Genomic DNA, 24,829 nt, shown 5'->3' with positions numbered 1-24,829 from the left:
GCCAAATCTGGCTTAAAGACATGGCCTCCTATCTGATCATGACCCCGCCCGGCGCACCGGCAGACGACGAAAAAGCCCGGTTCATCGCAGACGGCTTTTCCTGGGCCGCCTTTTTCTTTCCCGCCATCTGGCTTCTCGTCAAACGCGCCTGGCTCCTCGGAATCGCCGTTGCTGTTCTGCAAATTCTGTTAATCCTTCTCTCGACGATCCAGGGTGGATTTGCGGCCGCGCTCATCATGCAGATCGCGCTCAGCCTCCTCGTCTCGCTCGAGGGGCCGCTTTTCATCGCCAAAAGGCTCACGGCACGGGAGTGGACGCTCCGCTCGATCATTCCGGCGCGCGATCGCGAAACGGCGGAAGAGATTTATTTCTCGAACACGGCGGCCGACAATCCTGGAAAGGCAACTCCGTTGCCGTCGGTCGAGTGGTCCACGACGAAACGGCCGCGCGGCACCTCCGGACTCGGCTTCTTTGAACCCTATGGAGAGCGCTGATGCGGGTCGCCATCATTGACTATGGGTCGGGCAACCTGCGCTCGGCCACCAAAGCCTTCGAGCGGGCGGCGCGTGAAGCCGGCGTCGCCGCGGAGATCGACCTCACCGACAGCCCGGAACGGGTGGCCTCCGCCGACCGCGTCGTGCTTCCGGGCGTCGGCGCCTATGCCGATTGCCGCCGCGGCCTGGCGAGCGCCGCCGGGATGGAGGAAGCGCTGACCGAGGCCGTCGAAAAGGCCGGGCGGCCCTTCCTCGGCATCTGCGTCGGCATGCAGCTCATGTCCTCGCGCGGCCTCGAAAAGACCATTACCGGGGGTTTTGGCTGGATACCGGGCGACGTTGTCGAGATGACGCCCGAGGACCCCTCACTGAAAATTCCCCAGATCGGCTGGAACACGCTGAGCCTCAAGCGCCCGCACGCGCTGTTCGACGGCATTGCGACCGGCGAGAGCGGGCTGCACGCCTATTTTGTGCATTCCTATCACCTCGCCGCCACAAATGCGGAGGACGTGGTTGCCGAGACGGACTATGGCGGACCGGTGACGGCCTTCGTTGCGCGGGGCAACAGGGCGGGCGCGCAATTCCATCCGGAAAAGAGCCAGGCGCTCGGCCTCGCCCTCATTTCCAATTTCCTGCGTTGGAAGCCTTGAAGCTTCGCGCGATCTGATCGGACGAACATATGATTCTCTTCCCCGCGATCGACCTCAAAGACGGGCAATGCGTGCGCCTGAAGCTCGGCGACATGGAGCAGGCGACCGTCTACAATCCCGACCCGGCCGCCCAGGCGCGCGCGTTCGAGGAGCAGGGCTTCGAATGGCTGCATGTCGTCGACCTCAACGGCGCCTTTGCCGGGGAGACGGTGAACGGTGCCGCCGTCGACGCCATTCTCAAGGCGACGAAGAATCCTGTGCAGCTCGGCGGCGGCATCCGTACGCTCGAGCATATCGAGACGTGGCTGGCCCGAGGACTGAAGCGCGTGATCCTCGGCACGGTTGCCGTGCGCAATCCGGCGCTGGTGATCGAGGCCTGCCGCAAGTTCCCGGGCAGGGTAGCGGTCGGCATCGACGCCAAGGGCGGCAGGGTTGCGGTCGAGGGCTGGGCGGAAGCCTCCGAACTCGGCGTGATCGAGCTCGCCAGGAAGTTCGAGGGCGCCGGCGTCGCGGCGATCATCTACACCGATATCGACCGCGACGGTATCTTGACCGGCATCAACTGGGCCTCGACGCTGGAGCTCGCCGATGCGGTCAAGATCCCGGTCATCGCCTCCGGCGGGCTCGCTTCGATGCATGACATCCGCCGGATGACAGAACCCGATGCATGGAAGCTCGAAGGCGCGATTTCCGGCCGGGCGCTCTATGACGGCCGCATAGACCCCAGGGAGGCTCTGGCCTTGATCCGGGAAGCAAGAAAGGGGATGGTCCGATGACGCTGAAAGCCCGAGTGATCCCCTGCCTCGACGTCAAGGACGGCCGCGTCGTCAAGGGCGTCAATTTCGTCGATCTCATCGACGCCGGCGATCCGGTGGAGGCGGCACGCGCCTATGACGCCGCCGGCGCAGACGAGCTCTGTTTCCTCGACATCACCGCCTCCTCCGACAATCGCGAAACGATCTTCGACGTCGTCGCGCGCACCGCCGAGCAGTGCTTCATGCCGCTCACCGTCGGCGGCGGCGTGCGTCAGGTCGCCGATATCCGCAAGCTCTTGCTCGCCGGCGCCGACAAAGTGTCGATCAACACGGCCGCGGTGAAGAACCCCGAATTCGTCGCCCAGGCCGCCGACAAGTTCGGCAATCAGTGCGTCGTCGTCGCAATCGATGCCAAGAAGGTTTCGGCTGACGGCGAGGAGGATCGATGGGAGATATTCACCCATGGCGGGCGGCAGCCGACGGGCATCGACGCGATCGAGTTCGCCCGCAAGGTCGTCGATCTCGGCGCCGGCGAAATCCTTCTGACGTCGATGGATCGCGACGGCACGAAGGCGGGCTACGACATTAAGCTGACGCGAGCGATCGCCGACGCGGTGCGTGCGCCGGTGATCGCGTCCGGCGGCGTCGGCACGCTCGACCATCTGGTGGAAGGGATCCGCGACGGCCATGCGACGGCCGTGCTCGCCGCATCGATCTTCCACTTCGGCACCTACAGCATCGGCGAGGCTAAGCGTTACATGACCGAGCACGGCATCGCCATGCGCCTCGATTGAGGCGGGGCCTGCAACGAAAAGGGATCTGACCATGACCGAGTTCACTCTCTCCGACCTGGAGAAGATCGTGGCGACCCGCGCCAAGGCGGCGCCGGAGGACTCCTGGACCGCGAAGCTCGTCGCGGCCGGCCAGCAGAAGGCCGCCAAGAAGCTCGGAGAGGAGGCGGTGGAAGCAGTGATAGCGGCGATCCGCGATGACCGGAAGAATCTGGTCGATGAGAGTGCCGATCTCCTCTATCATCTTATGGTCGTATTGAATATCGCCGCCGTCCCGTTGCAGGATGTGATGAGCGAACTGGCCAGGCGGACGAGCCAATCCGGCCTGCAGGAAAAGGCAAACCGGCAGAATCCATGAGCATCGCCGCGAAAGACATCGAACCGGTGGACGTTCCGGGCAACCTCCAAGGCGGCGAATATTCGCCCTATCACGTCTTCTCCGCCGAGGAGTGGTCGCGTTTTCGCGCCGATACGCCGCTGACGCTGACGTCCGACGAGGTCACGCGGCTGCGCTCGCTCAACGACCCGGTCGATCTCGATGAAGTGCGGCGGATCTATCTGTCGCTGTCGCGGCTTCTCTCGGCCCATGTCGAAGCCTCACAGCTCCTCTTTCACCAGCGCAAGCGCTTCCTCAGCATGTCGGACGAAACGAAGACGCCCTTCGTCATCGGCATCGCCGGCTCGGTCGCCGTCGGCAAGTCGACGACCGCGCGCATCCTCGCCGAGCTGCTTGCGCGTTGGCCTTCGAGTCCGAAGGTGGATCTCGTCACCACAGACGGCTTCCTTTATCCGAACGCGATCCTGCAGCGAGAAAACATGATGGATCGCAAGGGCTTCCCCGAGAGCTACGACATCGGCGCGCTGCTCAGATTCCTCTCAGCGATCAAGGCGGGCCGGCCGAATGTCAAGGCGCCGACCTATTCGCATCTGACCTACGACGTCATCCCCGACCAGTTCCAGGTTATCGACCGACCGGACATTCTGATCTTCGAGGGAATCAACGTCTTGCAGTCGCGCAATCTGCCCGCCGACGGCAAGATCGTGCCGATGGTGTCGGATTTCTTCGACTTCTCGATCTATATAGACGCGGAAGAGAGTCTGATCCATAGCTGGTATGTGAGCCGCTTCATGCGCCTGCGCGAAACGGCGTTCCAGAACCCGCAGTCCTTCTTCCATCGCTATGCGACGATCAGCGAGGACGCGGCGCGGGCGATCGCCGAAGGGCTCTGGCACAACATCAACCTCAAGAACCTGCACCAGAACATCCTGCCGACACGGCCGCGCGCCGACCTCATCTTGCAGAAGGGGCCCAACCACCTGACCCAGACGGTGGCGCTCAGGAAGCTCTGAGCGATGGCCGAGGTAGCGAACGGCTTTCGACCTCGATCGATAAAAATCGGGAAAGCGGGCGTTGATACCCCCTCTGCCTGTTCGTTCTAAGGGTTGACCCGCCGTAGCGTCAGATTAAGCCGCCCGCCGTTCTTCAAGAGCGTCGAGGTATTCGGATAGATGCGATCGACGCCGTGGAAGGCGAGGCGCCCCTCGCCGCCGAGCACGACGACGTCGCCGCTTTCGAGCCTGAACGACACGGTCTGTCCGCCGCGCGTCTTGCCGCCGACGCGGAAGAGACAGCTATCGCCGAGCGAGATCGAGACGACGGCGGTTTCGAGGTCGCGCTCGTCCCTGTCCTGGTGCAAACCCATGCGCGCGTCGGCCGAGTAGAAATTGACGAGGCACGCCTCCGGCGTCTTGTCGCTTCCCGAAACGGCGCGCCAGATTTCGAGCAGCATATCCGGCAGCGGCGGCCACGGCCTGCCAGTCACCGGATGCTCTGCCTGGTAACGGTAGCCGCGCTCGCGATCGGTGACCCAGCCGAGCGAACCGCAATTCGTCATGCGGACCGACATCGGCTTGCCGGTCTTCGGCATTTCCGGCACGTAGAGCGGCGCCTCGGCGACGACCGCGCGAACGGCCTCGACCAGTTTCTCTTGCCTCGGACGGTCGAGAAAGCCCGGAATATGTCTCACGCCTTTCGGCAGCACCAGCATTGCCAGCTTCTTCCGTTATCACGCATTGTCTGGCCGCTCCACGTCACGAAATGAACTAGCGCCCCGCGGGCGCTCAGGACCACCCGAAAGCGGCCTTGGAGACTTTACTCGCCCTCGGGACGGCCACGCAGCTTCTTGATCTCGCCCCGGCCGGATTTCTCCTTCAGCCGCCGCTCGATGGAACTGCGCGTCGGCTTTGTCTTCTTGCGCGGCGGGGGCGGCGGTTCCGCCGCCTTCAGAATCAATTCCTTCAGCCGATCGCGGGCGTCCTCGCGGTTACGCTCTTGGCTGCGGAAGCGATTGGCCTCGATCATCAGCACGCCATCCTTGGAGACCCTGCGGCCCGCCAGTTTCAGCGCATTGGCTTTGACGCGCTCCGACAGCGACGGCGAAGCCTGAATATCGAAGAAGAGCTGGACGGCCGTCGACACCTTGTTGACGTTCTGTCCGCCCGGGCCGCCGGCCAGCACGAATTGCTCCGTCAGCTCCCAGCCGGCGATCACGATACTCTCGTCGATGTAAAGCGGTTCGCTTGCCATGTTCGCTCCTCAGCGTTCTATGGCACAGAGTCGTGCGCTTGAGAACGACCACGCAAATGCAAAACCCGGCCGCAGGCGGCCGGGTTCACGTGAATCATGGCATCGCGATTATTCGGCGGCGACCTTGGCGCCCGGAGCGGCGTCGCGCACGCTGCCGTCGACATGGCTTTCAAATTTGGCGAAGTTGGCGATGAACATGTCGACCAGGCGGCGCGCCTGGACGTCATAGGCAGCGCCGTCGCCCCAAGTCGAACGCGGGTCGAGAATGCGGTCGTCGACCCCCGGAACCGATACCGGCACCGTGAAGCCGAAATGCGCATCCGTACGGAAGGAAGCACCGTTCAGCGAGCCGTCGAGGGCCGCCGAAAGCAGGGCGCGCGTCACCTTGATCGGCATGCGGCTTCCGGTGCCATAGGCACCGCCGGTCCAGCCGGTGTTGACCAGCCAGCAGGTGACGCCGTTCCTGGCGATGAGCTCCTTGAGCAGGTTGCCGTAGACCGACGGGTGGCGCGGCATGAAGGGAGCGCCGAAGCAGGTCGAGAAGGTCGCTTCCGGTTCCGTCACCCCCTTTTCCGTGCCGGCGACCTTGGCGGTGTAGCCGGAGAGGAAGTGATACATCGCCTGTTCGGGCGTCAGCTTGGCGATCGGCGGCATCACGCCGAAGGCATCGGCCGTCAGCATGATGATGGTGCGCGGCTGCGGCGCCGTGCCGGTCTCACTGGCATTCGGAATGAAATCGAGCGGATAGGCGATGCGGGTGTTTTCCGTGAGCGAGCCGTCGTCGAAATCGGGAACGCGCCGCTCGTCCAGAACGACGTTTTCCATGACCGTGCCGAAGCGCCGCGTCGTCGAGTAGATCTCCGGCTCGGCCGTTTCCGACAGGCGGATGGCCTTGGCATAGCAGCCGCCTTCGAAGTTGAAGACGCCCTTTTCGCCCCAACCGTGCTCGTCATCGCCAATCAGCGTGCGGTTCGGGTCGGCCGAAAGCGTCGTCTTGCCGGTACCGGAGAGGCCGAAGAAGACTGCGGTGTCGCCGGCGGGCCCGACATTCGCCGAGCAGTGCATCGGCATGACCGACTTCTTCGGCAGTAGGTAGTTGAGCACCGTGAAAACCGACTTCTTCATCTCGCCGGCATAGGAGGTGCCGGCGATCAGCACGAGACCGTTCGTCAGGTCGCAGGCGATGATCGTCTCACTGCGGCAGCCGTGGCGCGCCGGATCGGCCTTGAAACTCGGCAGGTCGATGATCGTCAGCTTCGGCTGGAAAGTCGCCAGCGCCTCACGCTCCGGGCGGATCAGGAGGTTGCGGATGAAGAGCGAATGCCAGGCCAATTCGGTGACGACGCGCGTCGGCAGGGCGTTTTCCGGATCGGCGCCGCCGATCAGGTCTTGGACATAGAGCGACATGCCCTTGGCGTGCGCCAGCATGTCCTGGCGAAGGCGCTCGAAGTTGTCCGGAGAGATGTGATTGTTGTTGTCCCACCAGATCTGATCGGCCGTCGCGGCGTCGCGCACGACATACTTGTCCTTGGGGGACCGGCCGGTGTGCTGGCCCGTACGAGCGCTGAGGGCTCCATGGGCTGTCAACTGAGCTTCGCCGCGGCGAAGGGCCTCCTCGTAAAGCTGCCCCGCCTCGAAGTTATAGCGAACGACCGAGAGGTCCGAGAATCCGATCGTTTCCAGTCCGTTCGAGGGGTTGCGGCTGCCAAGCTCATCCATGGTCAAGCTTCCTTCGTGTTTGGCCATTGGCGTTGAATTTCGTCGGAACATACCGGCAAGGTCAGCGCAAGACAAGATATGGCTTTCTAAAACAATAATGATATCAGTACATTAATCGATTTAAAGAAAAATATGCATTTTTTAATCGGTTGAATCACGGGGCGCGGAAAGCTATTTTTCACAGGATTTCCGGGGGACGGGATCAGGTGCTTTTGTACTTCGCCACAATTTGTTCCACCTTTATACTCAAGTAACGCATCCGTGACTCGCGCTGCCGCCGTTCTCAAAGGTGGATTCCGGCGCCGGACCCCAAAGACGGAGTTGAACTACGATGCAGACCATCGCGCTTGTCGATGACGACCGCAACATCCTGACATCGGTGTCGATCGCCCTCGAAGCCGAGGGCTACAAGGTCGAAACCTATACCGATGGTGCTTCCGCACTCGAGGGCCTCTTGGCGCGCCCACCGCATCTGGCAATCTTCGATATCAAAATGCCACGCATGGACGGCATGGAACTGCTGCGTAGGCTGAGACAGAAGTCTGACCTGCCGGTGATCTTCCTCACCTCCAAGGACGAGGAGATCGACGAGCTCTTCGGCCTGAAGATGGGGGCTGACGATTTCATCACCAAACCCTTCTCGCAGCGTCTGCTGGTCGAGCGGGTGAAGGCGATCCTGCGGCGGGCGCCGACTCGCGACGCCGCCGCTGCCGCTGCCGGCGGCGCGGCCAAAAACGGCGAGGCGCCGTCCCGCTCGCTGGAGCGCGGTCAACTCGTCATGGACCAGGAACGCCACACCTGCACCTGGAAGAACGAACCGGTGACGCTGACGGTCACGGAATTCCTGATCCTCCATTCGCTGGCGCAGCGCCCCGGTGTCGTGAAGAGCCGCGACGCGCTGATGGATGCCGCCTATGACGAGCAGGTCTATGTCGACGACCGGACGATCGACAGCCACATCAAGCGGCTTCGCAAGAAGTTCAAGATGGTCGATGGCGACTTCGATATGATCGAAACCCTCTACGGAGTCGGTTACCGCTTCCGCGAAACGGCCTGAACGGCCGCGGGCTTGCCTTCGCGCCGATTGTGGCTCATTGAGAACCGCAGCCACGGCAGATCGCAGACGGCGATGGAAGTGGCTGCGGTCCGCTTTGTCCCATTCCGCCCCGGACCTCGGCCAGTCGTGCGCAGGGCGGTGGCGGGAGGCGCGCCGGCCGGAACGCCGGTGCAAGGAAGGCAAAGCGACGGAAGTCCGTCGCGGGAGCGGAAGACTTGGTAGCAGTCTTGCAGGGCGAGATCGAAGATTCTGACGGACGGAGCGCAGCGTCGCGCGGGCAGCGCCGATGGGCGCATCCGTTTACGCTGATCCGACGCCTGTTCGGCAACGCCGTCTTCTCGAGCCTTACGCGGCGCATCGTCTTCTTCAACCTCGTGGCGCTCGTCGTTCTCGTCGGCGGGATCATGTATCTGAACCAGTTCCGCGAGGGCCTCATCGACGCCCGCGTCGAAAGCCTGCTGACACAGGGCGAGATCATCGCCGGCGCCATTTCCGCCTCCGCGTCGGTCGATACCAACTCGATCACCATCGATCCGGAAAAGCTGCTGGAGCTGCAGGCCGGCGAGAGCATCACGCCGCTGCCAAGCGACGAGGACCTCGAATTTCCAATCATCCAGGAACGTGTCGCCCCTGTTCTCAGAAGGCTGATCTCGCCGACGCGCACACGCGCCCGCCTGTTCGATGCCGATGCCGACCTGCTCCTCGACTCGCGCCACCTCTACAGCGGCGGCCAAGTGCTTCGTTTCGACCTGCCGCCGGTCGATCCGGAAACTCCGAGCGTCACGGAGCGGATCAGCACCTGGTTCAACCGGCTCTTACAGCCGGGCGACCTGCCGCTCTACAAGGAGCCGCCGGGCGGCAACGGCTCGATCTACCCCGAGGTGATGAACGCGCTCACCGGCGTGCGCGGCGCCGTCGTCCGCGTCACCGAGAAGGGCGAGCTCATTGTTTCGGTGGCGGTGCCGGTGCAGCGTTTCCGAGCCGTGCTCGGCGTGCTGCTTCTGTCGACGCAAGCGGGCGACATCGACAAGATCGTTCATGCCGAGCGGCTGGCGATCATCCGCGTCTTCGGTGTGGCGGCGCTCGTCAATGTCATCCTGTCGCTGCTTCTTTCGTCCACGATCGCCAATCCGCTCAGGCGGCTATCGGCCGCCGCCATCCGCGTGCGCCGCGGCGGCGCGAAGGAACGCGAGGAAATCCCCGACTTCTCCTCCCGGCAGGATGAGATCGGCAACCTCTCGGTGGCGCTCCGGGAGATGACGACAGCGCTCTACGACCGCATTGCGGCGATCGAGAACTTCGCTGCCGACGTCAGCCATGAGCTCAAGAACCCGCTCACGTCGCTCCGGAGCGCCGTCGAAACGCTGCCGCTGGCGCGCACGGAGGAATCGAAGAAGCGGCTGCTCGACGTCATCCAGCATGACGTCCGGCGCCTCGACCGGCTGATCAGCGACATTTCCGACGCCTCGCGTCTCGATGCCGAGCTTGCCCGCAGCGACGCGAAGAAGGTCGACCTCGAAAAGCTTCTCGGCGACCTCATCGATATTTCCCGTCAGATCCGCGGCAAAAAGAAACAGGTGCTGCTCGACTTCGTCGTCGATCGCAAGGACAATCCGAGGGCGAGCTTCATCGTTAGCGGCTATGAACTGCGCATCGGCCAGATCATCACCAACCTGATCGAGAACGCGCGCTCCTTCGTTCCGGAGCCGAACGGCCGCATCATCATCCGGCTGACCCGCTCGCGCTCGCGCTGCCTCGTCTATGTGGAAGACAACGGCCCGGGCATCCAGGCGGAAGACATCGACCGGATCTTCGAACGGTTCTACACGGACCGACCGGAGGGCGAGGATTTCGGCCAGAACTCCGGCCTCGGGCTTTCGATCTCGCGTCAGATCGCCGAGGCGCATGGCGGAACGCTCAAAGCCGAGAATATCGTCGGCAAGGGCGGCGACGTGACCGGCGCGCGCTTCATTCTCTCGCTGCCCGCCGAGCCGCATCCGTGAGCGCTACGAGTTGCAACATCCACGCAACGGCCATGGTTCTCGGCACCACCGGCTTCCTCATCACCGGGCCTTCCGGCTCGGGCAAGTCGGCACTGGCGCTTGCCTGCATTTACGAGGTGCGGCGTCGCGGCCGCTTCGCAGCACTCGTCGCCGACGATCGGGTGGATCTTTCGCTGGAAAACGACCGCATCGTCGCGCGCTGCCCCGCCGCCATTCGCGGTCTGATCGAGGTTCGGGGCAGCGGCATCGCGGAGGTTGAAACCATCTCGGCCTGCGTGCTCGAAGGGGCGATCATGCCATCAAGGCCCCCTTTCGATCCCCGCCTGCCGCCGGAGCAGGAGGAACTGCCGCTTCAGATCGGGCGAAGCCTGCCGCTGTTGCGTCTTCCCGTTGAAGGGCCACTGTCGCCGGTCGATGCTCTCGTCGCTCTATTGCCTGAAAAATTAGGACTTTAGCCTTATTCCGAGGCAGGAAGGCTGCTTTTTCGGCATTTTGGGCTTGCACTTCGCCTTTTCCTTGCCAAGATGGCCGCCCCAATAGGTGGACGAAATTGCTGCAGTGCGATATCTGACCATCACCGAGTTGCATATGCAGTTGGAGCAAAGATACCCATGATCGGACTTGTGCTTGTCACGCATGGCAAGCTGGCGGATGAGTTTCGGCATGCATTAGAGCACGTTGTCGGTCCGCAGAAATTCATCGAGACCGTCTGTATCGGCCCCGAGGACGACATGGATCAGCGGCGTCAGGATATTCTCGACGCCGTGGAGAAAGCCAACGAGGGCAATGGCGTCATCATCCTGACGGATATGTTCGGCGGTACACCCTCCAATCTCGCCATTTCCGTCATGCGCGGCGGCAGCGTCGAAGTGGTCGCCGGCGTCAACCTACCGATGCTGATCAAGCTCGCGGGGGTGCGCGGCGAGAGCGATATGGACAAGGCGCTTGTCGAGGCCTCCGAGGCGGGACGCAAATACATCAATGTCGCCAGCCGCGTTCTGAGTGGAAAATGATGGATCACCGCCCGGACACGGTGCTGACGCGCGAGTTGCTCATCATCAACAAGCGCGGCCTGCATGCGCGGGCCTCCGCGAAATTCGTGCAGACGGTCGAGGCCTATGATGCCGAGATCACCGTGTCCAAAGATGGTATGACGGTCGGCGGCACGTCGATCATGGGGCTGATGATGCTGGCTGCCAGCACCGGCTGCACCGTCTTCGTCACCGCCAGCGGAGCCCAGGCGGAAGAGGCCCTCAACGCGCTCGACGCGCTGGTGCGAGACAAATTCGGCGAAGAGATTTGAATTCCCCCTTTGGCTCTCTCCCCGCATGCGGAGACGCGGGGCGACCCATCATATCCCTTCGCCTGCGGGCGACTGATATAAACATATAAAGACCTCTTTATATGATGGTTGCCCTCCTCGGCGATTCCTGATAGACCGAACGCACTCTCCCCGTGATCTCGAAGCGCGGGAGGCATGTCACGCCGCCAATCGCCATAGGGCCGGCGGCCCAAAGGATCAGCCTGGAGAACTCCATGACCGCAACTCAGGACTATATTGTCGCCGATATCGGGCTTGCCGATTTCGGCCGCAAGGAAATCGCCATCGCCGAAACGGAAATGCCGGGCCTGATGGCCTGCCGTCAGGAGTTCGGCGCATCGCAGCCGCTGAAGGGCGCCCGCATCACCGGTTCGCTGCACATGACGATCCAGACCGCCGTGCTGATTGAGACGCTGGTCGCGCTCGGCGCCGAAGTCCGCTGGGCCTCGTGCAACATCTTCTCCACCCAGGATCACGCCGCTGCCGCCATCGCCGCACGGGGCATTCCGGTCTTCGCCGTCAAGGGCGAGACACTCGAGGAATACTGGTCCTACACCGACAAGATCTTCCAGTGGGCCGACGGCGGCCTGTCGAACATGATCCTCGACGACGGCGGCGACGCGACCATGTACATCCTGCTCGGCGCGCGCGCCGAAGCCGGCGAGAACGTGCTCTCGAATCCCGGTTCGGAAGAGGAGGAAATCCTCTTCGCGCAGATCAAGAAGCGCCTTGCCGCAACGCCGGGCTGGTTCACCAAGCAGCGTGACGCCATCAAGGGCGTGACAGAAGAGACGACTACCGGCGTCAACCGTCTCTATCAGCTCCAGGCCAAGGGCCTCCTGCCCTTCCCGGCGATCAACGTCAACGACAGCGTCACCAAGTCGAAGTTCGACAACAAGTACGGCTGCAAGGAATCGCTCGTCGACGGCATCCGCCGCGGCACCGACGTGATGATGGCCGGCAAGGTAGCCGTGGTCTGCGGCTATGGCGACGTGGGCAAGGGTTCCGCCGCCTCGCTCAGCGGCGCCGGCGCACGCGTGAAGATCACCGAGGTCGACCCGATCTGCGCCCTGCAGGCCGCCATGGACGGCTATGAAGTGGTCCAGCTCGAAGACGTCGTCTCGACCGCCGACATCTTCATCACCACGACCGGCAACAAGGACGTGATCCGCATCGAGCACATGCGCGAGATGAAGGACATGGCGATCGTCGGCAATATCGGCCACTTCGACAACGAGATTCAGGTCTCGGCGCTCCGGAACCTGAAGTGGACCAACGTGAAGCCGCAAGTCGACCTCGTCGAGTTCCCGAAGGGCAACCGCATCATTCTCCTGTCCGAAGGGCGCCTGCTCAACCTCGGCAACGCCACCGGCCATCCGTCCTTCGTGATGTCGGCCTCCTTCTCCAACCAGGTCCTGGCGCAGATCGAACTCTTCACCAAGGGCGCGAACTACAAGAAAGAGGTCTACGTGCTGCCGAAGCAGCTCGATGAAAAGGTGGCACGCCTGCATCTTGCCAAGCTCGGCGCCAAGCTGACCGAGCTGTCGGAGGAACAGGCAGCCTATATCGGCGTGAAGCCGCAGGGCCCGTTCAAGGCGGAACACTACAGGTACTAATCCTTACCCGGCCAATCCACAACATCTTGTGGCCGCGATCTTGACAAGAGATCGCGGCCTCTTTTTTGGACCGCACACTTTCCGCCGATTCTTCAAACAAGTATGCTTAAGTCATTGATTCGTGACGCTGGAGCAGCCGGCGTGGCGAACGGGGATGTCTTGTCGGATGTGCGGCAAAGAGACGGAGACGGACCGGGAATGCGATGGGGACTGACGGAGCCCTCTAAGAGGGCTTCAGCGCAAGGCGGCGCGCGGTCAGGGGCGATTTCCGGACGAACGGGGATGACGCCGTGAAACCAGAACGATCCACGATTTCGAGCGAGCAGAAGGCGCCCGCGTTGATGCGGCGGCTTCTCGCCGGAACGGTCCTGCTCGCGGCCACCGACGCGGCCGCCCAGGCGTCCGCTCCGGTCGCCAGAACCATATTCGGCACCTCCGAGGTCGTGACCTTCTCGGTGCTGATCGGCGTCATTTCCGCGGCGATGATTTCGGCGATCTGGCTCATCCGGCAACGCGGCAATATCGAAGCGGAAAACCGCGAGCTGCGCTCCGATCTCTCCGACGCGAACCAGCGTATTTCCCGCTTCCAGGCGCTTATCGCCGACAAGGACAGACGCATCGTTATCTGGGACGGGCTCGCCGAACGCCCCGAGTTCCTCGGTCAGCTTCCGGTTGAAACCGGGGCGCCGCAGGACGACCGCGACTTTCTCGCCTTCGGACGCTGGATCAAGCCGCATTCGGCAAGTCAGCTCGAGAAAGCGATCGAGGCCCTGCGTGCCCAGGCGCAAAGCTTCGATCTGGTGCTCGAAACGCAGCGCAACGAAGTTCTGGAGGCGCAAGGGCGCGTTTCCGGCGGGCGGGCTTTCGTGCGCTTCATCGCGCTCAACAATCTAAGGGCGGAACTCGCCGAACTGAAGCTCGAGCGCGACCGGCTGCATACCTCGCTCGCCACCTTCCGCAATCTCTTCGACGCGGTCGATCTTCCCGCCTGGCAGCGCGGCACCGACGGCAAGCTCGAATGGGTCAATGCGGCTTACGCCGAAGCGGTCGAAACGCCGAGCGCCCACGCGGCCGTCGCCGAAGGCCGCGAGCTGCTCGCAACCGCCGCGCGCGAGAAGATCCGTGCGGTCTCGACCTTCGACACGCCATTCCGCGACAAGGTGTCGACCGTGGTCAAAGGCAACCGGACCTTCTTCGAGGTCGTCGACGCCCGCGGCCCGGCCGGTTCGGCGGGGATCGCCATTGACGTTTCCGGTATCGAGGCCGTACGCGAGGAACTGGCGCGGACGCTCAAGAGCAACGCCGAAACGCTTGAGCACCTCGCGACGCCGGTCGCCATCTTCGACGGCAATCAGCGCCTGCAATTCTATAATCAGGCCTTCCAGCGCCTCTGGGGTCTCGATATGGGTTTCCTCGAGCGCAAGCCCGACAATGGTGAGATTCTCGATCGCCTGCGCGCCGGCGGCAAGCTGCCGGAGCAGCTCAACTGGAAGCAATGGAAAGCGAACGCGCTTTCGGTCTATCAGGCGCTCGACACGCAATCCGACCTCTGGCACCTGCCGAACGGCCAGACGCTGCGCGTCTTCGCCACCGCGCGGCCCCAGGGCGGCGCGACCTGGGTCTTCGAGAACCTGACGGAGAAGGTGGACCTCGAAACGCGCTACAACACGCTCGTCCAGGTCCAGGGCGAAACGATCGACCATCTTGCCGAAGGCGTCGCCGTCTTCGGGCCGGACGGCCGCATTCGGCTGTCGAACCCCGCCTTCCGCGCGATCTGGGGCATCAGCGAGGCGGAGGCGCAGCCCGGCACCCATATCCGCGCGATCGAGCAGGCCTGCCTCGCCTCCTACGACCAGCCGGACGGCTGGAAGCGCTTCGCCCATATCATCACCAGTTTCGACGACGAGAGGCCGTCGAGTCGCGGCATCCTCGAACTGCGCACCGGACTGATCCTCGACTATGCCGTGATCCCGCTGCCCAATGCCCAGACGATGCTCACCTTCGTCAACATCACCGACAGCGTGCGCGTCGAGCGGGCGCTGACAGAGAAGAACGAGGCGCTGCGCAAGGCCGACGCGCTGAAGAACGATTTCGTCCACCACGTTTCCTACGAACTTCGCTCGCCGCTGACGAACATCATCGGCTTTGCCGATCTTTTAAAGACGCCAGCCTTTGGCGAACTCAACGAGCGCCAGGCGGAATATGTCGATCACATCGCCACTTCCTCATCGCTGCTTTTGACGATCGTCAACGACATCCTAGATCTCGCGACGGTCGACGCCGGCATTGTCGAGCTCGACATGTCGGAGGTGAACCTCGTTGACCTGCTCGACGACGTGGCGCAGCAGATGGCCGATCGCCTCGCCGAGAGCGGCGTTTCGCTCCGCGTCGACGCCCCCGACAGTCTCGGCCGCATCATTGCCGACCAGCAGCGACTGAAGCAGATCTTCATCAAGCTTCTGACCAATGCCGCCAATTTCGCGCCCGACGGCAGCATGATCGACCTGAAATGCTCGCGGGAAGGCAGCGACTTTCTCTTCTCCGTCACCGACACCGGCCCGGGGATTCCGCAGGACGTGCTCAACACCGTTTTCAACCGCTTCGAGAGCTACGGCCAGCGCGGCGGCGCCGGTCTCGGGCTTTCAATCGTCGAGAGCTTCGTCAGCCTGCACCGCGGCGCGGTCTCGATCCGCAGCAAGGAGGGTGAAGGCACGGAGGTCACCTGCCGCATCCCCTCCGCCGAAATGCCGAAGATTATCGCGGCGGAATAGATGAAGTCTCTGGAACTTCTGCTGAAGGACGAAGCCGCCACCATCGAGCTCGGCGAAGACCTGGCGCTAGCACTGAAGGCCGGCGACTGCGTCGCCCTCTCGGGCGATCTCGGGGCCGGGAAATCGACCTTCGCGCGGGCCTTCATCCGGGCGATGGCCGACGACGAGACGCTCGAAGTGCCGAGCCCCACCTTCACGCTGGTGCAAAGCTACGACCTCAGAATTCCGGTCGCCCATCTCGACCTCTATCGCCTCGCCGAAGCTTCCGAATTGGACGAGCTCGGTTTCGACGAGGCGCTTTCCGAAGGCATCTGTCTGGTCGAGTGGCCCGAGAAGGCGGAAGAGGTGCTGCCGGCCGACCGGATCACCCTCACCTTCTCGCATGAAGGCGAAGGACGGCGCTTGCGAATCGCCGCCCCCGAGGCCGCCTTCAACCGGATCACCCGTTCGCTTGCCATCCGGAGCTTCCTGACGGAAGCCGGTCACGCCGGCGCCCGCCGGCGGCACTTGAGCGGCGATGCTTCCGTGCGGGCCTATGAGCGTATCCAAACGCACGACGGTGAGCCGACGAAGATTCTGATGGACGCGCCCAAGCACAAGCCCGGCCCGATCCTGCAGGACGGCAAATACTACCAGCAGCTCGCCCATATCGCCGAAGACGTCATTCCCTTCGTCGCGATCTCAAAATTCTTGCGCAAACGCGGCTTCGCGGCGCCGGCGATCTACGCGCGCGACCTGGACCAGGGGCTGCTGCTGATCGAAGATCTGGGCTCGGAGGGCATCATCGATGCCGACGGCCGACCCGTCCCCGAGCGCTACATCGAGGGCGCGCGGCTGCTCGCCCGCCTCCATGCGGCGCCAGCCGAGCGCGATATTGCCATTGCGGCGGGCGTGGTCCATCGCATTCCCGACTTCGATCGCACGGCGATCAAGATTGAAACGAGTCTGTTGATCGACTGGTACCTGCCGTGGAAGCGCGGCGCCCCGGCCTCCGAGGCGGAGCGGAAAGACTACTTCGCCGTTTGGGATCATCTCATCGACGTTCTCGCCTCGGCTGAGAGAAACCTGCTGCTGCGCGACTTTCACTCGCCCAACATCCTCTGGCGTGCCAGCCGCACCGGCCTCGAGCGCATCGGCATCATCGATTTCCAGGACGCGATGATCGGACCTACGGCCTATGATGTCGCCGCGCTCGTGCAGGACGCGCGCGTAACGATCGACCGTGATCTGGCCGACCGCATGATGGATGCCTATATCGCCGAGCGCAGGGCTTCCGGCGCCTTCGACGAGGCCGCTTTCTTGCGCGATTGGCATTTGATGGCCGCGCAGCGCAACTGCAAGCTTGCCGGTATCTGGGTGCGACTGATGCAGCGCGACGGCAAGCCCGGCTATATGAAGCATATGCCGCGCACCTTCGCCTATCTCGAGCGTGCACTTTCCCACGAGGTGCTGACACCCTTGCGCGAATGGTGCATTAAGGCTGGAATCCTGGCTCCCGAATCAGCCAACTGACAGGAAATCATGCCCATTACTAATGCCATGGTGCTCGCGGCCGGATTGGGCACGCGCCTCAGGCCGATCACCAACACGCTGCCGAAGCCGCTCGTCAGCATCGCCGGCAAGCCGATGATCGACTACGTGCTGGACCTACTCGCCGCCGCGGGCGTCACCAAGGCCGCCGTGAACGTCCACCATTTCGCCGATCAGATGGAGGAGCACCTCGGCCGTCGGGAGGCGCCGCATATCGTTATTTCCGACGAGCGGGAGGCGCTGATGAATTCCGGCGGCGGGCTCGCCAAGGGGTTGAAATTGCTCGATGATGGGCCGGTCCTCGTCATGAATGCCGATCTCTTCTGGGTCGGCGAGAAGGCCGGAGAACCGAGCAACCTGCAGAGGCTCGCCAGCTATTTCGATTCCGAGCGCATGGACATGGCGCTGCTCTGCGTGCGTCTGGAGGACACGACTGGACACAACGGCAAGAGAGATTTTTCCCTCTCGGCCGACGGGATTTTGACGCGTTATCAAGAGGGCATGGAAAATCCCGTCGTCTATGCCGGCGCGATCGCTATGGACTCGCGGCTCTTCGCCGATGCGCCCGACGACGCATTCAACCTCAACATCTATTTCGACCGGGCGATCGCCAAGGGGCGCCTTTTCGGCCTGATGCTCGACGGCCATTGGATGACGGTCGGCACGCCTGAAGCGATCGCGGAGGCCGAGGCGACAATCCGGCGTTTTCGCCCGGGAGGATGACGTGCCCGGAGGAAGCTCGAACGTCTTCACCATTCCCGCCGGCCTGCCCTTCTTGAGGACGCTCACGGAAGCGCTCTTGAGCGGCGCCCTCACGCCGGACTTCCGCTACGACCCGGCCGATCCGCTCGCCCTTGCCGGGGTAACGATCTTCGTGCCGACCCGCCGCGCGGCGCGCGTTCTGCGCTCCGAATTCGTCGACCTGCTCGGCGGCCGCTCTGCGATCCTGCCGGTGATCCGCGCGCTCGGCGAAACCGACGACGACAGCGGCTTCTTCGAGACAGAAGTGCCGGCGATCCTCGATCTTGCGCCGCCGCTTTCCGGCACCGCGCGGCTGATCGAGCTCGGCCGTCTCATTCTCGCCTGGCGCAACCACCTGCCGCAGGTGGTCCTCGACATCCATGCCGAAAGCCCGCTGATCGCCCCGGCAAGCCCCGCCGACGCCATCTGGCTCGCGCGCAATCTCGCCGAACTGATCGACGCCATCGAGACCGAAGAGCTTGCCTGGGATCAGCTCGACGGGCTCGACGGCGGCGAACATGCACTCTGGTGGCAATTGACGCTCGCCTTCCTCAAGATCGCCCGAACCTATTGGCCGGAGCGGCTCAACGAACTCAAACACTCGTCGCCGGCCCGCCACCGCAATGCCGTGCTCAAGGCCGAAACCCAGCGCATCGCCGCCGGCAAGATGACCGGTCCGATCATCATCGCCGGCTCGACCGGTTCGATTCCGGCGACCGCTGCGCTCATTGCCGCGGTGAAGGCATTGCCGAACGGCACCATCGTGCTCCCCGGCCTCGACAAGGACATGAGCGATGCGGAATGGGAGCTGATTGCGGGCGAGGCGGCGGGCCCGATTTCCGGTCTCTTTGCGAGAGACCCGGCCAGCCGCACCCATCCTCAGTATGGTTTCCACCGCCTCCTGAAGCGCATGGGCATCGAGCGTGACGACGTGCCGGTGCTGGGCTCGGGCGACGGCGCCCTTGACTATCGCAGCACCGTCCTGTCGCGCGCGCTTCTGCCGGCGAAAGCGACGGACAGTTGGACTGAGACCCGTACGGAGTTGAAGGAGGAAAAGCTTCTTTCAGCTTTCGCCGAGGTGGCCCTGATCGAGGCGGCGAACGAACGCGAGGAGGCGACGGCAATCGCCATCGCGCTGAGACTGGCGCTCGAAGGCGACGAAGAGAGCCAAGCGGCGCTCATTACACCAGATCGCGGTCTTGCACGCCGGGTCGGCGCCGAGCTTGCCCGCTTCGGCATTGAGGCCGACGACTCGGCCGGTGTCCCGCTCTCGGCAACGCCGGCAGGCTCGCTTACCCGGCTTCTTGTCGAAGCGACGCTCAGGCCCGACGACCCGGTTCCCCTGGTGGCCCTCCTCAAGCATCCGCTCGCTCGCTTCGGCGAGACGGCGGAGAATGCGCGCCAGGCTGCAGACACGCTGGAACTCGTGGCGCTGCGCGGCGGTACCTATGTTGCTGACATCTCGACATTGGAGGCGACGCTCGAAAATGCGCTCGAGAAGCAAGGCACCGACCGGCATCCGCCGCCATGGCGCGGCGGCATCAAGGAGGACGATATCGCGCTGGCACGGTCGCTCGCCCGGCGCATCGCATCCGCGGTCGAACCCTTGGCGAGCGCGATCGCACCCGGCGCGGATGGTGGCCGCCACCGCTCGCTGGTGCTGACCTTGGCCGATTGGGCAGAACGAACCGGCCGCGCACTGGAGGCGGTCGCCATCGACGAACGCGGCAGCCTCGGCGACCTTTGGGCTTCGGAAGCCGGCGAAACATTGGCGACGCTGCTTACCGGCATCATCGAGACCGAAGGCCAGATGGAGGCCGACGGGCCGCAGTGGTGCGACATCGTCGAGGCGCTTGCCGCGAGCGAAGCGGTCAAGCCGCGATCGATGCGCCATCCCCGCGTCTTCATCTTCGGCGCGCTCGAATCGCGCCTGCAAAGCGTCGATCTCGTCGTGCTCGGCGGCATGAACGAGGGCACCTGGCCGGGCCAGACTTCAAACGATCCGTTCCTGTCGCGGACGATGAAATCCGGGATCGGCCTTGAACCACCGGAAAGGCGCATCGGCCAGCTCGCGCATGATTTCCAGATGGCCTGCGGCACGCGGCGGCTGATCTTCTCGCGCTCCATGCGCCAGGGCTCGGCGCCGACGGTCGCTTCAAGATGGCTGCAGCGCCTGCAGGCGCTCGGCGGCGAAAGACTGACCGAGCTGCTTAAGGCCAACGGCGCAGCCTATCTCCATTGGATGCGCATTCTCGACGAAGGCGACCGCCAGCCACTGGCGAATCGGCCGGAGCCGAGACCGCCGGCCGAGTTGCAGCCGCGCAAATATTCCTTCAGCGAGGTGACGCGGCTTCGCCGCGACCCCTACGCGATCTACGCGCGGCGGATCCTCAGGCTCGCGCCCATCGACCCGTTCAATCGCGATCCGGGCGCCGCCGAACGCGGGCTGCTCTATCACCGGATCGTCGACCGTTTCGTCAAGGGCGGGTTCGACCCCGCGTCGCGCGAGGGTGAGGAGGCGATGCTGCGGCTTCTTCACGAGGCCTTCGACGAGGAGAAGCTGCCGGCGCACATCGACACCATCTGGCGGCCGCGCTTCGAGGCCGTCGGAAGGGCTTTCCTCGCCTGGGAAGCGGAGCGCCGCCACGGCATCCGGAAGTCCTTCACGGAGGTTCCAGCGTCGATGGAGCTCGGGCTTGCCGACATCCGGCTGACCGGCATCGCTGACCGTCTCGACCGGCTCAAGGGTGGGGCGGTCGACATCATCGACTACAAGACCGGATCGAGCCCCTCGCCCAAGGAAGCGCGGGCCCTGCTCGACCCGCAGCTCGCGCTCGAAGCGGCGGCCCTCAAAGCCGGCGCCTTCCGCGCCATCGGGGCCGCCAGGCCGCATTCGCTACGCTACGTCCGGCTGAAGCCTGGCAGCCGCTTTGCCGTCGACACGGTCAACAACGAGAACAGCCGGTCGAGGGACGCCAAATCCACCGATCAACTGGCGGAGGAATCGCTTGCGGAACTGAAGAAGCTGCTTGCCGCGCTAATGAGCGGCAGGCACGGCTTCGCCTCGCGCCTGATCGTCCAGAAGGAACGAGACTACGGAGGGGAATACGATCATCTGGCGCGGGTCGCCGAATGGGCAACCGCGGACGGCGAGGACGACGATGAGGAATGATCTCTTCGGCCCGGAGGAGAAGACACCGGAGGCGTGGCTCGACTGGACGACCGCGCGGCAGGCGCTCGCCTCCGATCCGGCACGCTCCGCCTGGGTTTCCGCCAATGCCGGTTCGGGCAAGACGCATGTGCTCACGCAGCGCGTGATCCGGCTGCTGCTTGCCGGCTGTCGGCCATCGGCGATCCTCTGCCTCACCTATACGAAGGCGGCGGCTTCGGAGATGTCGAACCGGGTGTTCGAGCGGCTCGCCGAATGGGCGACGCTCGATGACGCGGCGCTCGAGAAGCGCATCGAGGCGATCGAGGGGAAGCGTCCGCCGCTTGCGAAGATCCATGAGGCGCGGCGGCTCTTCGCGCGAGCGCTGGAAACGCCGGGCGGGCTGAAGATCCAGACGATTCACGCCTTTAGCGAAGCTCTGCTGCACCAGTTTCCACTGGAGGCCAATGTCGCCGGGCATTTTTCCGTTCTCGACGACCGCGCCGCAGCGGTCCTGCTTGCGGACGCGCGCCGAGCACTGCTCACGGCGACGGCCTCGGCCGGCGACAGGGAACTGGGCGAGGCCTTCGCCACGGTCCTCGACCTTGCCGACGATACCGGTCTCGAGAAACTCCTCGCGGCGATCATCGCCAACCGGGCGCCGATCCAGGCTTTTCTCGATCGGATCTCGGGGCGCGGCGGTCTGGAGAGGCACCTCAGCGCGGCGCTCGGCCTGAAGCTAGGCGAGACTGCCGAGACCGTTATGACGAGCGCCTGGCCACTTGCCGGTCTCAACGGAGCTGCGCTCGACCACTATATCGACCTTGCCTTCCGCCTTGGCGGTGCCAAAGCCTCCGCCTTTGCCGAGGGCCTGCGGAACGTCCGCGGCATGGAGGACGCGGCGGAACGCTATAGAGGGCTGGTGGAGCTCTTCTTCAACGGCGGCGGAAAGCCGAAAGCCGAATCAACCTTCCTGAACGCGGCGATGCGGCGCGAGGCGCCAGATCTCGCAAGCCTCGTCGAGCAGGCGCGCGATCACATGGTCGCCTGTGCCGATCGCCTCAGCATCGTGCGGATGTATGAGGCGACGCGCGCCGCCCTCATTCTTGCCGAGCGGCTGAACCGCGATTACGAGGCGCTCAAGAAGGCGCGCAGCCAGCTCGACTTCGAGGATCTGATCAACCGCACCGCTGTCCTGCTCTCTCGCAGCGACGTCGGCGCCTGGGTCCACTACAAGCTCGACCAGGGCATCGACCACATCCTCGTCGACGAAGCGCAGGATACGAGCCCGGCGCAATGGACGATCATCCAGGCGCTCTCGTCCGATTTTTTCGCCGGCGAAACGGCGCGGGCGGACGTCCGCACGATCTTCGCCGTCGGCGACGAGAAGCAGTCAATCTATTCCTTCCAGGGCGCGCGGCCGGAGCGTTTCTCGCGCGAGAGCATCGTGACCGAGCGGCGGGTGCGCGCCGGCAACAAATATTTCAGCCCCATACGCCTTCAACTTTCGTTCCGTTCGACCGTCGACGTTCTCTCCGCGGTAGACACGGTCTTTGCCAATCCGGGCAACGCCAAAGGCCTCAGCGCCCGGAACGAGGCGATCGTGCACGCCTCGAACCGGATCGGCCATCCCGGCGCCGTCGACGTGTGGGATGTGATCGCGCCCGAGCCGACGGCGGCGGACGAGGACTGGACGGCTCCCTTCGATGCCACGCCCGAACGCGCGCCGGTGAACATCCTTGCCCGGCGCATTGCGGCGGTTCTCCAGGACTGGATCGGCAAAGAAACTGTGATCGAAAAGGGCGTGCGGCGACCGATGCGCCCGGGCGACGTCATCGTGCTCGTGCGCAAGCGCGATGCCTTCGTCAATGCACTGACACGCGCGCTCAAGCGGCGGGGCAATATCCCCGTTGCCGGTGCCGACCGTCTCGTGCTGACGAGCCATATCGCCGTCCAGGACCTGCTGGCACTCGGCCGCTTCCTGCTTCTTCCGGAGGACGATCTCTCCCTCGCCGCGCTCCTGAAAAGCCCGCTCTTCGATCTCGGCGAGGACGACATATTCGAGCTCGCCGCGCGGCGAGCGGAAGGCGAAAGCCTCTGGGAGAGGCTGCAGCACCTCGGCACCGAGGAGACGAGCCGCTTTCATCGGATGGTGCAGATCCTCGCCGGCTACCGCGTCCTTGCCCGGGACCTGCTCCCGCACGACTTCTATGCCCGGATCCTCGGGGCCCGTGGCGGCCGGCGCGCTTTCCTGGCGCGGCTCGGCAGCGAAGTCAGCGACATTCTCGACGAGTTCCTAACCTTCGCGCTCGATCACGAGAAGAGCGGCTTGCCCGGCCTCCAGGCCTTCATCTCGACGCTTGAAATCGAAGCGCCCACGGTGAAACGCGAACAGGACAAGGAGCGCAACGAGGTTCGCGTGATGACAGTGCACGCGGCGAAGGGCCTCGAAGCACCGGTCGTCTTCCTGGTGGACGGCGGCGGCGAGGCGTTCGTCCGCCAGCAGGTGCCGGACCTGCGCTTTCTGGAGAAGCCGCAGCCCGACCGCTCGGTGCTGTCTGTGCCGGTCTGGCGCGCGCCGGGTTCCGCCTCGAATTCGCTGATCGCCGCCGACAACGAGCGGCTGAAACAGCTTGCGGAGGAGGAATACCGCCGCCTTCTCTATGTCGGCATGACGCGCGCGGCCGACCGCCTGATCGTCTGCGGCTATCGCGGCCAGCGGCAAAATGTCGATACCTGGCACGCCATGGTCCAGGGAACTCTTGCGCAGGACCTGAAGGGCCGTGCGGCGCCGACGGTCTTCAGCGCCGGCGGCGAGGAATGGTCGGGTCTCATATGGCGGGAGACGCATGTGCCGCGCGACTTGCCGGCAAAGGAAGCCGGGGCCGAGCCGCGACAGGCGCCGTCCGGCTTGCCGGGAGCGCTTTTCACTCCTTTGCCGCCGTCGCCCCGCCTGCCGCGGCCTCTTGCTCCTTCCGGCACGACTATCGCCATTGATGACCCGGGGAACGAGTCGATCGTCGGATCGGCCATCTTCGCGGAGAAGGCTGCGCCGAAATCTTCGATGCTGCGCGGTGCGATTCTTCACCGCATGCTGCAGGTTCTCCCGTCGATCGAAGGCGCCGAGCGCCATGCCGCGGCGGAGCGGTATCTCAGCCGCTCCGTGCCGCGCTGGCCGGAGGCGGAGCGCCGGGCACTGGCCGACGCGGTGGCCGACGTGCTGGAGCACCCGGAGCTGCAAGGGCTCTTCGGCGAGCAGAGCCGGGCGGAAGTCTCCGTCATGGGCACGCTCAGGCTCGGCGGGCGCGAGTTCGCCGTCTCCGGCCGGATCGACCGCCTGGCCGTCTCCGACGACACCGTGACGATCGCCGACTACAAGACCAATCGCCAGGTGCCCTCCACGCTCGACGAGATTGCACCCGTCTACCGGACGCAGCTTGCGATCTATCGAGAGCTGTTGAAACCTCTTTACCCCGGCAAACGTTTCCATTGCGTGCTGATCTTCACGGAGGGCCCGGCTATCCGAGCACTTCCCGAGTCGATGCTCGACAGGAGCCTTGAAGAGCTCGCGACAAAGTGAGATACACGATATTGAAAATCCAGTGGCGATGCCTCACATGAGGCACAACATATGGACATTGCCATT

The 24,829-nt window shown here is 64.1% G+C and carries 20 protein-coding genes; 17 read left to right on the top strand and 3 right to left on the bottom strand.

The features are described 5' to 3' along the window. The first annotated feature begins 20 nt into the window (after positions 1 to 20). The 6 genes from AYK65_RS17065 to coaA are packed head-to-tail and all read left to right on the top strand — an operon-like array spanning position 21 to position 4,040. Positions 21 to 494 carry a DUF2628 domain-containing protein gene (locus AYK65_RS17065; protein ID WP_026615240.1) on the top strand — a complete coding sequence of 158 codons (474 nt, stop codon included), beginning with the start codon at positions 21 to 23 and terminating at the stop codon, positions 492 to 494. Then, entirely contained in the window at positions 494 to 1,144 is a 651-nt protein-coding gene (hisH, locus tag AYK65_RS17060) for an imidazole glycerol phosphate synthase subunit HisH (RefSeq protein WP_026615241.1), read from the top strand. The genes AYK65_RS17065 and hisH overlap by 1 nt, the downstream gene beginning before the upstream one ends. A gap of 29 nt (positions 1,145 to 1,173) precedes the next feature. Continuing rightward, positions 1,174 to 1,920: a 1-(5-phosphoribosyl)-5-[(5-phosphoribosylamino)methylideneamino]imidazole-4-carboxamide isomerase gene (gene hisA, locus AYK65_RS17055; RefSeq protein ID WP_026615242.1), complete on the top strand. Its 747-nt coding sequence runs from the start codon at positions 1,174 to 1,176 to the stop codon at positions 1,918 to 1,920. Continuing rightward, entirely contained in the window at positions 1,917 to 2,693 is a 777-nt protein-coding gene (gene hisF, locus AYK65_RS17050; RefSeq protein WP_081159071.1) for an imidazole glycerol phosphate synthase subunit HisF, read from the top strand. The genes hisA and hisF overlap by 4 nt, the downstream gene beginning before the upstream one ends. Positions 2,694 to 2,724: 31 nt before the next feature. Next, positions 2,725 to 3,048 (top strand): phosphoribosyl-ATP diphosphatase, encoded by a 324-nt coding sequence (locus AYK65_RS17045; protein ID WP_026615244.1) that lies wholly within the window; start codon positions 2,725 to 2,727, stop codon positions 3,046 to 3,048. Continuing rightward, complete coding sequence (coaA, locus tag AYK65_RS17040) at positions 3,045 to 4,040, top strand: type I pantothenate kinase (RefSeq protein ID WP_046120633.1); 996 nt, start codon at positions 3,045 to 3,047, stop codon at positions 4,038 to 4,040. The genes AYK65_RS17045 and coaA overlap by 4 nt, the downstream gene beginning before the upstream one ends. Before the next feature lie 86 nt (positions 4,041 to 4,126). On the opposite strand, the gene AYK65_RS17035 is transcribed toward coaA, so the two are convergent. From AYK65_RS17035 to AYK65_RS17025, 3 genes are all read right to left on the bottom strand, one after another. Further along, the gene (locus AYK65_RS17035; protein ID WP_046120632.1) at positions 4,127 to 4,738 is read right to left on the bottom strand and encodes an alpha-ketoglutarate-dependent dioxygenase AlkB; all 612 of its coding nucleotides are present in this window, start codon (positions 4,736 to 4,738) and stop codon (positions 4,127 to 4,129) included. A 104-nt stretch (positions 4,739 to 4,842) separates the two neighbouring features. Next, positions 4,843 to 5,277, bottom strand: a complete 435-nt coding sequence (gene arfB, locus AYK65_RS17030) for an alternative ribosome rescue aminoacyl-tRNA hydrolase ArfB (RefSeq protein ID WP_026615247.1) — start codon at positions 5,275 to 5,277, stop codon at positions 4,843 to 4,845. A 108-nt stretch (positions 5,278 to 5,385) separates the two neighbouring features. Continuing rightward, positions 5,386 to 6,996, bottom strand: coding sequence for a phosphoenolpyruvate carboxykinase (locus AYK65_RS17025; RefSeq protein ID WP_081159095.1), 1,611 nt, complete (start codon positions 6,994 to 6,996; stop codon positions 5,386 to 5,388). Between the two features lie 331 nt (positions 6,997 to 7,327). Here AYK65_RS17025 and AYK65_RS17020 point away from each other — a divergent pair, with 331 nt between their 5' ends. The 11 genes from AYK65_RS17020 to addA all read left to right on the top strand — a co-directional run bounded on the left by AYK65_RS17020 (position 7,328) and on the right by addA (position 24,763). Continuing rightward, entirely contained in the window at positions 7,328 to 8,053 is a 726-nt protein-coding gene (locus tag AYK65_RS17020) for a response regulator transcription factor (RefSeq protein ID WP_026615249.1), read from the top strand. Between the two features lie 215 nt (positions 8,054 to 8,268). Then, positions 8,269 to 10,056, top strand: coding sequence for a two-component system sensor histidine kinase ChvG (gene chvG / locus AYK65_RS17015; RefSeq protein ID WP_026615250.1), 1,788 nt, complete (start codon positions 8,269 to 8,271; stop codon positions 10,054 to 10,056). After that, a complete protein-coding gene (locus AYK65_RS17010) occupies positions 10,053 to 10,511 on the top strand; it encodes an HPr kinase/phosphorylase (protein ID WP_026615251.1) in 459 nt (152 codons plus the stop codon). Before chvG ends, AYK65_RS17010 begins: the two co-directional genes overlap by 4 nt. A gap of 156 nt (positions 10,512 to 10,667) precedes the next feature. Continuing rightward, positions 10,668 to 11,069 (top strand): PTS sugar transporter subunit IIA, encoded by a 402-nt coding sequence (locus tag AYK65_RS17005; protein ID WP_026615252.1) that lies wholly within the window; start codon positions 10,668 to 10,670, stop codon positions 11,067 to 11,069. Then, the gene (locus AYK65_RS17000) at positions 11,066 to 11,359 is read left to right on the top strand and encodes an HPr family phosphocarrier protein (RefSeq protein WP_026615253.1); all 294 of its coding nucleotides are present in this window, start codon (positions 11,066 to 11,068) and stop codon (positions 11,357 to 11,359) included. The genes AYK65_RS17005 and AYK65_RS17000 overlap by 4 nt, the downstream gene beginning before the upstream one ends. A gap of 233 nt (positions 11,360 to 11,592) precedes the next feature. Next, positions 11,593 to 12,993: an adenosylhomocysteinase gene (gene ahcY / locus AYK65_RS16995; protein ID WP_081159070.1), complete on the top strand. Its 1,401-nt coding sequence runs from the start codon at positions 11,593 to 11,595 to the stop codon at positions 12,991 to 12,993. 341 nt (positions 12,994 to 13,334) lie between these two features. Continuing rightward, a complete protein-coding gene (locus AYK65_RS16990) occupies positions 13,335 to 15,764 on the top strand; it encodes a PAS domain-containing sensor histidine kinase (protein ID WP_046120630.1) in 2,430 nt (809 codons plus the stop codon). Then, positions 15,765 to 17,276 (top strand): tRNA (adenosine(37)-N6)-threonylcarbamoyltransferase complex ATPase subunit type 1 TsaE, encoded by a 1,512-nt coding sequence (tsaE, locus tag AYK65_RS16985; protein ID WP_081159068.1) that lies wholly within the window; start codon positions 15,765 to 15,767, stop codon positions 17,274 to 17,276. A gap of 9 nt (positions 17,277 to 17,285) precedes the next feature. Continuing rightward, positions 17,286 to 18,017: a nucleotidyltransferase family protein gene (locus AYK65_RS16980; protein WP_026615257.1), complete on the top strand. Its 732-nt coding sequence runs from the start codon at positions 17,286 to 17,288 to the stop codon at positions 18,015 to 18,017. A 1-nt stretch (position 18,018) separates the two neighbouring features. Further along, positions 18,019 to 21,207 (top strand): double-strand break repair protein AddB, encoded by a 3,189-nt coding sequence (gene addB, locus AYK65_RS16975; RefSeq protein WP_081159066.1) that lies wholly within the window; start codon positions 18,019 to 18,021, stop codon positions 21,205 to 21,207. Further along, positions 21,197 to 24,763 (top strand): double-strand break repair helicase AddA, encoded by a 3,567-nt coding sequence (gene addA, locus AYK65_RS16970; RefSeq protein ID WP_081159065.1) that lies wholly within the window; start codon positions 21,197 to 21,199, stop codon positions 24,761 to 24,763. The genes addB and addA overlap by 11 nt, the downstream gene beginning before the upstream one ends. Positions 24,764 to 24,829: the final 66 nt, after the last annotated feature.

It is taken from the genome of Ensifer aridi (genome assembly GCF_002078505.1).
GTDB classification, from domain to species: Bacteria; Pseudomonadota; Alphaproteobacteria; order Rhizobiales; family Rhizobiaceae; genus Sinorhizobium; species Sinorhizobium aridi.
The sequence above is the reverse complement of the archived record's forward strand: the minus strand, read 5'-3'. Positions and strand labels throughout refer to the sequence as shown.